We start from the raw sequence: 13,361 nt of genomic DNA on the forward strand, positions 1-13,361 counted from the left end.
CGACGAGACCGGCCGGGGAGGGCGGTCCGGGGCGCGTGCGAAGATTTGCACCGTGAGCGAGACAACGGCAGACACCACGGCGGCCGCCCCCGACGGCCGGACCATCCCCGCGCGCCGCGGCGCCGCGCACGACTCCGCGTTCCTGCGCGCCTGCCGGCACGAGCCGGTGCCGCACACCCCGGTGTGGTTCATGCGCCAGGCCGGCCGCTCGCTGCCCGAGTACCTGAAGGTCCGCGAGGGCATCCCCATGCTGGAGTCCTGCATGCGGCCCGAGCTGGTCAAGGAGATCACCCTGCAGCCGGTGCGCCGGCACAAGGTGGACGCCGCGATCTTCTTCAGCGACATCGTGGTGCCGCTCAAGGCGGTCGGCATCGACGTCGAGATCAAGCCGAACGTCGGGCCGGTCATCGCCGACCCGATCCGCACCGCCGAGGACCTCAAGCGGCTGCGCCCGCTGGAGCCGGACGACGTCCCCTACATCACCGAGGCCGTCGGCATGCTCGTCGAGGAGCTCGGCGCCACCCCGCTGATCGGCTTCGCCGGCGCCCCGTACACGCTCGCCAGCTACCTGGTCGAGGGCGGTCCGTCCAAGAACCACGAGAACACCAAGGCCATGATGTACGGGCAGCCGGAGCTGTGGGCCGCCCTCGTCGACCGGCTCGCCGACATCACCTCCGCCTTCCTGAAGGTGCAGATCGAGGCCGGCGCCTCGGCGGTCCAGCTGTTCGACTCCTGGGTCGGCTCGCTCGCCCCCGACGACTACCGCCGCTCGGTCATGCCGTCCAGCGCCAAGGTCTTCGACTCCGTCGCCCACTACGGCGTGCCCCGGATCCACTTCGGCGTCGGCACCGGCGAGCTGCTCGGCCTGATGGGCCAGGCCGGCGCGGACATCGTCGGCGTCGACTGGCGGGTGCCGCTGAACGTCGCCGCCGAGCGGGTCGGCCCGGGCAAGGGCCTGCAGGGCAACCTCGACCCGGCCGTGCTGTTCGCCCCCACCAAGGTCGTCGAGACCAAGGCCCGTGAGGTCCTGCACGCCGCCCAGGCGCTCGGCACCAGCGGCCACATCTTCAACCTCGGCCACGGCGTCCTGCCCAGCATGGACCCGGACGCCCTCAGCCGCCTCGTCGCCTTCGTCCACGAGGCCAGCGAGCGCTGACACCCCCCGGTGGCAGGGCCCCTCCCGGCGAGGGGCCCTGCCACCGGTGCGTTCAGTCCTGCTCCTCTCCCGTCGGGCCGGGAGCGGCGACGGCGGCGGGCATGCGGTACCGGCGCCACCACCAGTACGCCACCGCGGCCGGAACACCCAGCACGAGCAGGAACGGCGCCACCGCGGCCAGGGCGACGACCAGCCCGCGCAGGATCGTCAGCAGTACGTGCCAGCCGCCGGCGAGAGCCGAACCGGCCGACGCCCAGAAGCCCTTCGCCTCCACCTTCGGCGCCGGCGGCGGGGCGGGGGCCGGCGGCACCTCGCGGTGCACCTCCAGGGTGATCGTCGAGAGCGACGTCTTGCCGGCCAGCTCCTTCTGCTGCTTCTGCAGCGACTCCAGGTCCGACTCCCGGCGGCTCAGCTCCGCCTCCAGCGCGGTGACCTCGCTCAGCGACTTCGCCTGCGCCATCAGCGCCCGCACCCGCTCCACGCTCGCCTGCTGCGACTGCACCCGGCTCGCCACGTCCGCGACCTGCTGGGTCAGATCGTCCGCCTGGCTCTTGCGGGACACCACCTCGCCGAGCCCGGCCAGCTGGTCCAGCGTCTGCTGGAACGCCGCCGACGGCACCCTCAGCGTGAGCTGGCCGCCCGCGTCGCCGTCACCGCCCCCGGCTATCGACTCACCGCCGACGTAGCCGCCCGCGGAGCCGGCCATCTCCCGCGCCTTGGCGAGCAGTTGGCCGACGTCCTTGGTGCGCAGCGACAGCTGCGCCGTGTACGCGATCAGCCGGTTGTCCGCCACCGGCGCGGCACTCGCCGCACCGTTCGCCGCACCGTTAGCCGCGCTGCCCGCGGGCGCCTGGGCGGTCGGCGCCGCACTGGGCGCGGCAGCGGCGGCAGGCGCCTTGGCCGCGGGCGCCGCGGCCGACCCCTGCCTCCCACCGTCGGCCGCACTGCAGCCGGCCCCCAACACCACCACGGCAGCCAGCACGGCCACCGCCCCCGCTCGTCTCGCCATCATCGGGCCTCTCCCCAAGTCCGTTGTCAGGTCTCCCCATTGGACGAAAAGCGAGCACGAACGGACCCCACCGGGAGATCGCAACTCCATCACAGCTCGGACGCGGACGGGACTCGCTATCTTGGGAGCATGAGCGAGCTGCCGGATTGGATTTACCCGCCCAGACTCGAGGGCTGGTTCGCCGATGACCTCGACCACCTGCCGCAGGCGCCGCGGCACACCGAACTGATCGACGGAGCACTGGTCCTCATGATGTCTCCCCAGCGCTCGTGGCACAGCCGGGTCGTGCGGCGGCTGACCGCGGCGCTGGAGGGGGCGGTGCCGGACGGGGCGCTGGCCGAGGGCGAGATGACGATCAAGCTCGACCGGCGCAACCGACCGGAGCCGGACATCGTCGTCGCCACGGCCGAGTACGACCCCGACCGCACCTGGTACGCCCCGGCCGACGTGCTGCTCGTCGTCGAGGTCGTCTCCCCGGAGTCCGCGCACCGGGACCGCACGGTCAAGGTCCGCAAGTACGCCGAGGCGGGCATCCCCCACTACTGGATCGTCGAGGATGAGGACGGCCTGCCCGTCGTGCACGCATTCGAGCTGGAGCCGGTGACCTCCTCCTACGCACCCGCGGGGATCTTCCGGGGCACCCTGGAGCGGCCGGTGCCGTTCCCGCTGACGATCGACCTCGACGCGCTGGTGCCGCGCGGCGCGAAGCGTGCAGGGGATTGAGGCATCCGTGTAAGGACCTGCGAGACTGCGAGGCATGTCGGATGCACATGTCGTCGTCATCGGTGGCGGGATCGCGGGGCTGGCCGCGGCCGCGTTCCTCAGTGGGGCGGCCGGTGGGGGACCGGCGCGGGCCCGGGTGACGTTGGTCGAGGCTTCGGGGCGGCTCGGGGGGAAGCTGCGCGGGGGCGAGGTCGGCGGGGTGCGGGTGGACCTCGGGGCCGAGTCGATGCTGGCGCGGCGGCCGGAGGCGGTCGAGCTCGCGCGGGCCGTCGGGCTGGCGGAGGCGCTGGAGCCGCCGACCACCGCGAAGGCCGCCATCTGGACCAGGGGCGCGCTGCGCCCGCTGCCGGGCGGGCAGGTCATGGGCGTCCCCGGGGACCTGGCGGCGCTGGCCGCGTCGCAGGTGCTGTCCGCCGACGGGCTGGAGCGGGCGCGGCACGAGGGCGCCACCGAGGTCGGCGACGACGTCGCGATCGGCCGGTACGTCGCCGACCGGCTCGGCCGCGAGGTGGTGGACCGGCTCGTCGAGCCGCTGCTGGGCGGCGTCTACGCCGGCCACGCGGACGAGATCTCGCTGCGCGCCGCCGTGCCGCAGCTGCTGTCGATCGCCCGCGGCGGCGGGTCGCTCGTCGAGGGGGTGCACGAGCTCGCCTCCCGGCCCCAGACCGTCGGCACTCCCGTCTTCCAGGGGCTGCAGGGGGGCCTCGGCACCCTCCCGGAGGCCGTCGCCGCGGCCTGCGCGAAGGCGGGCGTGGACCTCCGCACCGACACCGCCGTCGACGAGCTGCGCCGCACCCCCGGGGGCTGGCGCGTCGTGGCCGGCGGCGAGGTGCTCGCCGCGGACGCCGTCGTGCTGGCCGTCCCGGCACCCGCCGCGGCCCGGCTGCTGCGCACGGAGGTGCCCGCGGCGGCGGCCGAGCTGGACACCGTCGAGTACGCGGGTATGGCCCTCGTCACCCTGGCGTTCCGCCGGGCCGACCTGGCCGAGGTGCCGTCCGGCAGCGGGTTCCTGGTGCCGCCGGTGGACGGGCGGCGGATCAAGGCGTCGACCTTCTCGTCCAACAAGTGGGGCTGGCTGGAGCGTTCGGCCCCCGACGCGTTCCTGCTGCGCACCTCGCTGGGCCGGCACCGCGAGGAGCAGGCGCTGGAGCTGGCGGACGAGGAGCTGGTGGCGCTCTCGCTCGCCGACCTCGGCGAGGCGATCGGGCTCACCGCGCGCCCGTACGACACCGCCGTCTCGCGCTTCGAGGCCGGCCTGCCGCAGTACCCGGTGGGCCACCTGGACCGGGTCGCCCGGGTCCGGGCCGCGGTGGCCGGGGCCGGCGGCCTGGCGCTGTGCGGTGCCGCGTACGACGGCGTGGGGATCCCGGCGTGCATCGCCTCCGCGGCCACGGCCGTGGCGGCGCTCGACAGACTGTTGACCCCGGAGACCGGGGAAGGTTCCACGGAGAGGACAATGGGCGCATGACTGAGACCGTTGAGCGGCAGCCGGAGCAGCAGCCCGAGAAGAAGAAGGCGCGCGACCTGAACCAGGTCATCCGCTACACGATGTGGTCGGTGTTCAAGCTCAAGGGCGCCCTGCCCGAGGACCGCACCGCCCTGGCCGCCGAGGTGGACGAGCTGTTCGCCCAGCTGGCCGCGAAGGACGTGACCGTGCGCGGCACGTACGACGTGTCCGGTCTGCGCGCGGACGCCGACATCCTGGTCTGGTGGCACGCCGCCGACTCGGACGACCTGCAGGAGGCGTACAACCGCTTCCGCCGCACCGGTCTCGGCCGTCAGCTGGAGCCGGTCTGGTCGAACATGGCGCTGCACCGCCCGGCCGAGTTCAACAAGTCGCACATCCCGGCGTTCCTCGCCGACGAGCGCCCGCGCGACTACGTCTGCGTGTACCCGTTCGTCCGCTCCTACGAGTGGTACCTGCTGCCGGACGCCGAGCGGCGCGCGATGCTCGCCGAGCACGGCCAGATGGCCCGCGGCTACCCGGACGTCCGGGCCAACACGGTCGCCTCGTTCGCCCTCGGCGACTACGAGTGGCTGCTCGCCTTCGAGGCGGACGAGCTGCACCGCATCGTCGACCTGATGCGCGACCTGCGCCCGTCCCGCGCGCGCCTGCACGTGCGCGAGGAGGTGCCGTTCTTCACCGGCCGCCGCAAGCCGGTCAGCGAGCTGCTCAACGGCCTGGTCTGACCGGGCGCTCGACGAGGGAGGGGTCCGCTGCGGCGGGCCCCTCCCTCGTCGCACGTCACGTGCGGTGGGGGCGCAGGGCCGCGCGCAGGCGGGGGTCGGCGAGGGCGGCGGGGCCGTTCATGGCGACGGCGGTGAGGAGTTCGCGCTCCTCGTCGTCCCCGAGGCCGTGCTGGCGGGCCGGGCGCACCTCGCGCAGGACCTCCTGGCCGATCGGGGAGGCCCAGCGGGTGTACGGGTAGACGTCGACCCGGGCCATCAGCAGGGTGCCGGAGGTGAGCACCAGCGGCAGCGAGAACCAGGCGAGCGCGGCGAGGGCGTCGCCGTCGGTGAAGGACCCGACGGCGAGGGCGGCGGCGAGCAGGGCGAGGCTCAGCAGCAGCGCGTGCCGCACCTGGCGGACCACGACGACGGTGTTGCGCTGGATCAGCGCCGGGGTGGCCAGCCCGGCCAGCGAGAGCCGGGAGCCGATCTCCAGCACGGTCGGGTGCTCGCCCATCGCCCGGCGCAGCCCGTCGGTGCGGCACTGGCCGTCCGGGCCGACGGTGGCGATGACCGCCCGCTCCAGCCGGCTGCGGCCCTTGGGGTCCACGACGGTGGTCCAGCCGGTGTGGGCGAGGTGCAGCCGGCCGCGGCCGGCCATCAGGACGAGGGCGAGCTCGACGACCCGGTCCGGGCCGCCGGCCAGGTACGCCGTCTCGTAGAGCCCGATCCCGACGGCCTCCGGCGGGCGCAGCCCGTCCGGCCCGGCGAGGGCGTCGGCGGTGGCGGTCATCCGGACGAGCCGGAGGCAGGAGAGCACCGCGGCCACGCACGCCGGTATGAGGAACAGCAACCACATGGCCCCGTTGTATGCCGCCGCCGACGACCCGGGGAACGGCTTCCGGTGGCGCGATACCGAACTGTGACGTCAGGACCCGCAGCTGGACCCGCAACTCGACCCGCAGCTGGAGCCGCAGCTGGACGAGGACCCGCAGCTGTGGGACGAGCCGCAGCTGTGCGAGGAGGACGACCCGCAGCTGTGGGAGGACGAGGAACCGCAGCTGTGCGAGGACGACGATCCGCCGCTCGACGACCCGCACCCGGAGGACGTCCCGGTGTCCGAGGAGCCGCCGCACCAGGACACCGCGCCGCCGCACGACGACGAGCCGGACGAGCCCGACGAGTCGGACGCGTACGAGGCCGAGCAGGAGGACCCCGAGCCCGACGACCCGCCGAACGCCCCCCGGGCCGCCGCCTGCTGCGCCACCGCCTGCTGGGCCGCCGCGCCGATCATCGCCTCCTGGAGCTCCTCGTTCGCCAGCTCCGCCCCCGCGACGGCCAGCCCGCCGAGCGCGAGCGCGCCGAGCACCTCGCCGCCGGTCGCGCGCGGGTACAGGCCGGAGCCGGGCGTCCACGGCTTGCCGGTGTCCATGAGCGAGAGCTGGCGCTGCCCGGCCGGGGTGATTCGGCCCTTGGCCGGGCGGGAGGCGAACAGGGTGACCAGGCCGAGTGCCAGCAGGACCACCGGGACCCACACGGCCGGCCGGTCGCCGCGCCCGTCGTCCAGGCCGGCGAGCACGAAGGAGAGCACGGAGAAGAGCACCACGGCGCCCACCGCGAGCCACAGCAGCCGGCGGGCCTTGCGGGCGTCCTTCAGCCGGTCGGGGTGGCGCAGCAGGCCGCGGTCGGCGAGCTCGTCGCCGAGGGCCTGGACGGCGGGGGAGCGCATCACGTCCGCGCGCAGCGGTCCGAGGTCGCGGCTGCCGGTCGGGCCGACGGCCGTCATGATCGCCTCGTCGACGGCGTCGTACGGCCGGTCGTGGGTGAGGGTGACGGTGCCGCCGCGGCTGACCACCGCGCGCTCGGCCAGGTGCATCCGGACGAGCGCGGTGTCGAAGACCCGGCCCGGGCCGCCGGCCAGGAACGCGGCGCTCAGCAGCGGGAGGCCGCCGCCGGGCAGGCCCTTCGGGTGCGGGACGTGCCGGACGCGCCGCCCGGTGTGGTCCACGTACAGGACGGCGGCCACCACGAGGATGGCGGGAACGATGAAGAAGCTGTTGTCCCACATGGGCTGATTCCCCCGAGAGTGAAGAGTGTTACCGGCGCCGCAGGGCCCGGCGCAGGCGGGCCAGCGGTCCCGGTGGACGGGCGGGTGCCGGGTGCAGCCACTGCTCCAGGGCGCGGCGGCAGTCGGCGGCCAGCGGGCGCGCGTGGGTGAGCGCCCACGCGGCGAAGGCCCGGGCGTCGGCCCGGTATCCGGCGGTCTGCGGGTGGGTGCGGGCGTAGGCGAGGAAGAGCGGCCCGTACCGCGGGCCGAGCTGCCGGGGCAGCTCGGGCGCGACGCGGGCGACGGTGTCCCGCCGCTTGGCGGCGAGGCCGGTGGACTGGGCGCGGACCTGCGCCGGGTCGAAGCCCGGCGGGACGGGTCCGCCGGCCACCAGGGCGGCCAGCAGTTCCTCCTGACGCCGTGCGAGCTCCTGCCGTGCCGTGGTGAGGTCGGCTGCGAGGCGTTCGGTCATGGTCGGATGCTCCCCTCCAGCACCCGGCGGATGGCGTCCAGTTCACCGGCCAGCTCGCTGGGCGGCGGGAAGGCGGCGTCCCGTTCGAGCAGGACGCCGGGTGGTGCGACCCGCGCGCACAGTTCGGCCAGCACCTCCAGCACCGGTTCGGTGACGGGGTGGGCGTGGGTGTCGTGCCAGACGCCGTCGACCATCGTGCCGCCCGCGACGTGCACGTAGGCGATGGACTCCAGCGGCAGGCGGTCGAGTTCGGCGGCCGGGTCGACGCCGAGGTTCACCCGGTTGGTGTGCAGGTTGGCGACGTCGATCAGCAGCCGTACGCCGGTGCGCTCGACGAGCTCGGCGAGGAACTGGCCCTCGGTCAGCTCGTCGTCCGGCCAGGCCAGCTGGGCGGCGATGTTCTCCAGCGCGAGCGGCACCGGGAGCTGGTCCTGGGCGATCCGCACGTTCTCGGCGATCACCCGCAGCGCGTCCCACGAGTACGGGACGGGCAGCAGGTGGCCCGCCTCCAGGCCGCCGGCCCGGACGAACGCCAGGTGCTCGCTGACCAGCGGCGAGTCCAGCGCGACGGCCGTCCCGGCGAGCCGGGCGAGGCGCTCGGGGTCGGGCCGGTCGGCGCCGCCGAGGCCGAGCGAGACGCCGTGCGGCACGACGGTGACGCCGCGCTCGCGCAGCACCGTCAGCGAGGCGGGCAGGTGGCCGGCGCAGACGTTCTCCGCGACGACCTCGACCCAGTCCAGGCCGGGCTGACGCTCCACCACGGTGTCGATCTCGCTGCGCCAGCCGAGGCCGACGCCCAGCCGGGGCGCGGGTGCCGGGCCGGCCGGGGCGCCGTCGCCGGAGGCCGCCCGTGCGGGCAGGTTCAGTGCAGGGGAAGTCATCGGTACGCCCCCTTCGGAGGGCCGGGGTGAGGGGCCGTCGGGCGGTGCGGGCGCCGTCGCCGGGACCGCCCGTGGGCCGTGTTGCCGAGAATGTCCCCGGGCGGGGTGGCTGCCAAGCCCCACCCGGTCTTCTCAGAGCATTATTTGAGCTTGTCGACGAGGGACTCCAACCCCCGATCCGATCCCTTCGCGCAGGTGGGGTGGCCTGCGCGCGGAAAATCCGGAGGCGTGGGACGGGAGCCGCGGATAGCGTGCGAACCCATGACTTCGAACGAACCGATGATCCGAGACTTCCGCCCCGCCGACGCCGAGGCGGTGGCGGCCGCCCACCGGGCCGGGCGCGAGCACCTGGTGTGGACCGCCGAGGCCCTGCTCTGGGCGAACGCCCGGCAGAACCCCGACGAGCACTTCCGCACCATCGTCGCCGAGTTGGACGGCCGGGTGGTCGGAGCGGTGCGCTGCGGGCTCACCCTCGGTACGTCGGCCACCGGCCTCGGCCACGCCAACGGCAGCGTGCTGCCGGAGTTCCGCCGGCGCGGCGCGGCGACCGCGCTGCTGGCCGCGGCCGAACGGCACCTGGCCGCGCACGGGGTGACCGAACTGCACAGCTGGCTGGACGAGGAGCCCGACTCGCTGGCCTTCGCGGCCGCCCGCGGCTACGAGCTCGGGAGCGCGGCCCACTTCGGCGAGCGGGACCTGACGCTGCCGCTGCCCCCGGCTCCGGTGCGGCCGGCCGGCGTCGAGCTGCGCCCGGCCACCGACTGGGCCGACGATCCGCGCCCGCTGTTCCTGGTGGAGGCGGAGGCCATCCGGGACGAACCCGGCGAGGTGACGATGGACGCCCTGGACTACGAGGAGTGGTTGCGGGGCGACTGGGCCCGGCCCGACCTGGACCCGGCCCTGACGGTGGTCGCCGTGGTGGACGGCGTACCGGCGGCGTTCACCCTGGCGCAGACCGACGGGGTGGACCGCTACTGGTCCGCGTTCACCGCCTGCCGCCGGGAGTTCCGCGGCCGCGGCCTGAGCAAGCTGGCCAAGCTGGAGTCGCTGCGGCTCGCCGCGGCGGCGGGCTACCGGCACGCGTACACCAGCAACGACACGACCAACGCGCCGATGCTCGCGGTCAACGCCTGGCTGGGGTACCAGCGCTGCGCGGGGGAGCGCAAGGGGATCAAGCGCCTGGGGTGACCGTCCGTGCGCGGATCGTGACGCTCCGAATCGGCGCGAGTGGGGTATTTCCGGCCACGGGAGGGGACTTAACCAGGGCGCACAGTTCGTGGTCGAGTCTTCCTCCGGGGGATCAAATGGAGATCCTGCTCCAAGTGCTGATCGCATCGGTCCCGGCCGTGATCGGTTTCCTCGCGGCCCGCTCCCTCGCCCGTACCCGGCTGTTCCTGCGGTACGGCTTCCTCCGGGCGCTGCTCGCGCCGTACAGCCGGGTCCAGATCATCACCCCGAGCATCGAGGCCGCGGAGTTCGCCTTCGCCCGGGACGGCCTGCGGCTGACCGCCCGGGCGCCGAAGAACGTGCTGTTCATGCCGATGGCGGAGGCGAGGGCGATCGCCCAGCTGATCGACCTGCTCCGCAAGGTCAACCGGAAGGCGACGATCGAGCTGGTCGCGGCCGGCGCGCAGGATCCGCGGATGCCGACCTTCTCGATCGGCGGCCCGAGCGTGAACCCGTACACCGAGGGCGTGCTGGGCGCGGTGTTCCCGGACTTCCGCATCGAGTACCCGCAGGCGGCGCGGGCCCGGTGGGGCGGGATGACCTTCGAGGCGCTGTACAACGCGTCCGACGAGCTGATCCGGGACCACGGCTTCATCTTCGTGACCCGAACGCCCCGGCACGCGCCGTGCGTCGTGCTGTGCGGGGTGTTCGCGTTCGGCTCCGCGATGGCGGTGGAGGCGCTCGCGGGGGCGGGCCGGAAGTCGCCGCTGGCGGCGCTGTTCCGCTCGGGGGAGAAAGGATTCGTCGCGGTCGAGGGGCGGGTGATCGGCCTGGAGACGGTGGACGTGACGGTCGAGGTGTGCCGGATCCTGCCGCTGCCCTGACGCGGCTGCCCTGACACAGCTGCCCTGACGTGGCTGCCCTGACGAAGTTGCCCTGACCGCCGGGCTGCGTGGGCCGCGGCAGTTCGCGGTGTCCACGTACCGTCCCGCCGAGTGAGACGATTGGTCTCGACCAGATGGCACGAATCCGGACGGTTCGGGAGCGTCTGGGGCACGAACTCGCGGCGATCGCACAGGTTTTGCCCCGCTCCTGACACATCGTCGGCATAATCGCGCACATGACGATCAACCGTGCCTCCCTGAGCGCGATCGCCGACGACCTCCACGTGTGGCTTCCCCCGAAGCGGGGCTGGGGACTGGCGAACTGCGGGCTGCTGACCTCCCGGAAGACCGCGCTCTGGATCGACACCCCCTACGACCCGGCGCTGGCCTCGGAGTTCCTCGCCGCGAGCCGCCGGGTGCTGGCCGACGGCGTCACCGTCGACCGGGTGATCGTCACGCACGCCAACGGCGACCACCTCTGGGGCGCCGGCGTCGTCCCGGACGCCGAGGTGATCTCCACCCGCGAGGCCCTGGAGCACATCCACTACGAGCCCACCCCGCAGCAGCAGCACGCGCTCGTCGCGGGCGGCGACCCGGACTCCCCGCTCGGCGGCTACCTGCGCGAGCACTTCGGCGGCTTCGACTGGTCGCAGACCGAGCCGGTGCGCCCGGACACCGTCTTCACCGGCGAGCTCGAACTCACGGTGGGCGAGCACCCCGTGCACGTCACCGCCCTGCCCTCGGCCCACACCGGCGGCGACCTGATCGTCCACCTGCCGCACCGGCGCACGGTGTTCGCCGGCGACGTCATCTTCGGGTCGACCGCCGAGCAGCCCGGCGACCACCCCTCGCACTGGGCCGGCCCGCTGGAGAACATCGTCGCCGCGTGCGAGCGGATCCTCGACACCGGCGCCGAGACCGTCGTCCCCGGCCACGGCCCGGTGCTCGACCGCGACGGCGTCCGCGCCCACATCGCCTACCTCGCGTACGTCCGCGAGCGCACCCACGCGCTGCACACCGCCGGCATCCCCGCGCTGGACGCCGCCCGCCGGGTGATCGCCGAGCAGCGCCACCCCGAACTCGGCCTGCCCGAGCGGCTGGTGCTCACCGTCGCGGCCGAGTACCGGCACCTGGACGGCGGCGAGGCGCCGAACGTCCTGGAGGCCATGACTCAGGTCGCCCTCGTCGCGCGCGAGATCGCCGAGGACTCGGTCCGCGCCCGGCGGCTCTTCCCCGACATCGGTTACCGGGACTGACCGGGCCCGGCCCGCCACCAGCCAGCCAGCAGGAAACCCCCCGAGGACACCCATGACGCAGATCGCGCTGATCGCGCTGATCACCACGGTGCTGGCCGCCGCGACGGCGGGCGTGCTGGCCCGCGGCCGGGCCCGGGCCACCACCCGGGCGGCCGTCGCCGAGGAGCGCGCCCACGTCGCCGAGCAGCGCGCCCGCGCCGCCGAGGAACGGCTCGCCCGCGCCGAGCACCGGCTGCACGAGTCGGCCGCCGCCGCCCGCGAGGCCACCGACGAGGCCGAGGCCCGCTACCGGGCCGCGGAGGAGCGCACCCGCGACGCCGAACTGCGCGCCCGCGCCGCCGAGGACGCCGCCCGCGACGCGCGGGACGCCGCCCGCGAGGCCGACGGCCGCACCGCCGCCGCCGACACCAGGGCCGCCGAGGCCGAGCGCCGCCTCGCCGTCGCCGAGGAGCGCGGCGCCGCCCTGCTCGCCGAGGTCCGCCACCTCGCCGACGAGCGCCTGCCCGCGACCGCGGTGCGGCTCAGCCACGTCAACGCCCCCGCCGTCGGCCCGCTGTCCGCGCAGGTCGTCGGCCCGGACGCGACCGAGGCCCTCCAGGCCGTCCTGGACGCCGCGGCCGGCGCCATCACCGACGAGCGCGAGCGGGTCGACGCCGCCGCCCGCGCCGCGATGCGCGGCGCCACCTCCAAGATCCAGACGCTGCTCTACCAGATCCAGAGCCTGGTCCAGCAGCTCCAGGACGACAACGACGACCCCCGGCTGCTGGAGGTCGACTTCCGCAACGAGGTCGCGCTGCGCCGGATCCAGACCGTCGCCGTCCTCTGCGAGGCCTGGCCCGGTCTCGCCCGCAGCGACTCCCCGCTCGCCGAGGTCGTCGTCGGCGCCCTCTCCCGGGTGCCCGGCTACGCCCGGATCAAGGTCGCCAACCACCTGCGGGAGAACCGCCTCGCCGTGGTCGCCCGCGCCGCCGAGCCGCTCGCCATCACCGTCGCCGAACTGCTCGCCAACGCCACCGCCTACTCGCACCCGGAGACCGACGTCCCGGTCACCGTCCAGCAGGGCGGCCGCGGCGCACTGGTGATCATCGACGACAGCGGCATCGGCATGGACGACGACCAGCTGCGCCGCGCCCGCCGCCTGCTGGCCGGCCCGCCCGACGTCCTGCTCACCGAGCTCGGCAACCCGCCCAAGACCGGCTTCGCGGTGATCGGCAAGCTCGCCCGCCAGTACGGCTTCTCCTGCCACATCGAGCCCTCGCCGTACGGCGGCATGCGGACGATCCTGCGCATCCCGGCCGCGCTCGTCACCGTCGTCGACGACGGGCAGCCGCTGTCGGTGCTCACCCCGCTGCCGCTGCGGGCCGGCGCCGGGCCCGCCCCCGCGCCCACCGTCCAGGCCGTCCCGCCGATGCGCGACGCGGGCGAGGACGCCGGACTGCCCCCGCTCGCCGACCGGCACCACCAGCCGGGCCCGCACCCGGCGCCCGCCATGCACGTCGTGCCGTCCGCCGCCGCCGGACGGCCCGTCGCGGGGCGGCCCGACACCGACCGCCCCGGCGACGGCAGCGAACTGCCCAGACGGCGCCGGCTCCAGCCC

Annotated in this window: 11 protein-coding genes and 1 pseudogene; 8 read left to right on the forward strand and 4 right to left on the reverse strand. The window is 74.8% G+C overall.

The features are described from left to right. The first annotated feature begins 103 nt into the window (after positions 1 to 103). On the forward strand, positions 104 to 1,156 hold the full coding sequence (gene hemE, locus ACFXDE_RS22560) for a uroporphyrinogen decarboxylase (protein ID WP_380496632.1): 1,053 nt from the start codon (positions 104 to 106) through the stop codon (positions 1,154 to 1,156). Positions 1,157 to 1,208: 52 nt separating this feature from the next. Here the strand turns inward: hemE and ACFXDE_RS22565 are convergent, their stop codons facing one another. Next, entirely contained in the window at positions 1,209 to 2,168 is a 960-nt protein-coding gene (locus tag ACFXDE_RS22565; RefSeq protein ID WP_380496621.1) for a DUF4349 domain-containing protein, read from the reverse strand. A 126-nt stretch (positions 2,169 to 2,294) separates the two neighbouring features. Between ACFXDE_RS22565 and ACFXDE_RS22570 the strand changes: the two genes are divergently transcribed. The 3 genes from ACFXDE_RS22570 to hemQ are packed head-to-tail and all read left to right on the forward strand — an operon-like array spanning position 2,295 to position 5,078. Next, positions 2,295 to 2,888 carry a Uma2 family endonuclease gene (locus ACFXDE_RS22570; protein ID WP_380496623.1) on the forward strand — a complete coding sequence of 198 codons (594 nt, stop codon included), beginning with the start codon at positions 2,295 to 2,297 and terminating at the stop codon, positions 2,886 to 2,888. Between the two features lie 34 nt (positions 2,889 to 2,922). Next, positions 2,923 to 4,356 (forward strand): protoporphyrinogen oxidase, encoded by a 1,434-nt coding sequence (gene hemG / locus ACFXDE_RS22575; protein ID WP_380496624.1) that lies wholly within the window; start codon positions 2,923 to 2,925, stop codon positions 4,354 to 4,356. Then, a complete protein-coding gene (gene hemQ, locus ACFXDE_RS22580; RefSeq protein WP_363655129.1) occupies positions 4,353 to 5,078 on the forward strand; it encodes a hydrogen peroxide-dependent heme synthase in 726 nt (241 codons plus the stop codon). The genes hemG and hemQ overlap by 4 nt, the downstream gene beginning before the upstream one ends. Before the next feature lie 55 nt (positions 5,079 to 5,133). Here the strand turns inward: hemQ and ACFXDE_RS22585 are convergent, their stop codons facing one another. From ACFXDE_RS22585 to ACFXDE_RS22595, 3 genes and pseudogenes are all read right to left on the reverse strand, one after another. Further along, positions 5,134 to 5,916, reverse strand: coding sequence for a TIGR04222 domain-containing membrane protein (locus tag ACFXDE_RS22585; RefSeq protein WP_380447882.1), 783 nt, complete (start codon positions 5,914 to 5,916; stop codon positions 5,134 to 5,136). 69 nt (positions 5,917 to 5,985) lie between these two features. Beyond that, entirely contained in the window at positions 5,986 to 7,125 is a 1,140-nt protein-coding gene (locus tag ACFXDE_RS22590) for a TIGR04222 domain-containing membrane protein (RefSeq protein WP_380496625.1), read from the reverse strand. 28 nt (positions 7,126 to 7,153) lie between these two features. After that, positions 7,154 to 8,436, reverse strand: a pseudogene (locus ACFXDE_RS22595) (DUF692 domain-containing protein). Between the two features lie 282 nt (positions 8,437 to 8,718). On the opposite strand from ACFXDE_RS22595, the gene ACFXDE_RS22600 reads away from it, so the two are divergent. The 4 genes from ACFXDE_RS22600 to ACFXDE_RS22615 form a co-directional block, all read left to right on the forward strand. Next, positions 8,719 to 9,645, forward strand: coding sequence for a GNAT family N-acetyltransferase (locus ACFXDE_RS22600; protein WP_380496626.1), 927 nt, complete (start codon positions 8,719 to 8,721; stop codon positions 9,643 to 9,645). Between the two features lie 134 nt (positions 9,646 to 9,779). Further along, positions 9,780 to 10,508, forward strand: coding sequence for a hypothetical protein (locus tag ACFXDE_RS22605; protein ID WP_380447887.1), 729 nt, complete (start codon positions 9,780 to 9,782; stop codon positions 10,506 to 10,508). Between the two features lie 236 nt (positions 10,509 to 10,744). Beyond that, positions 10,745 to 11,764: an MBL fold metallo-hydrolase gene (locus ACFXDE_RS22610; protein ID WP_380496627.1), complete on the forward strand. Its 1,020-nt coding sequence runs from the start codon at positions 10,745 to 10,747 to the stop codon at positions 11,762 to 11,764. A gap of 52 nt (positions 11,765 to 11,816) precedes the next feature. Next, positions 11,817 to 13,361, forward strand: a 1,545-nt coding sequence (locus tag ACFXDE_RS22615; RefSeq protein ID WP_380496628.1) for an ATP-binding protein, incomplete at its 3' end; no start/stop codon positions are given.

Source organism: Kitasatospora sp. NPDC059408 (assembly GCF_042751525.1).
In the GTDB taxonomy this organism is placed as follows: Bacteria; Actinomycetota; Actinomycetes; order Streptomycetales; family Streptomycetaceae; genus Kitasatospora.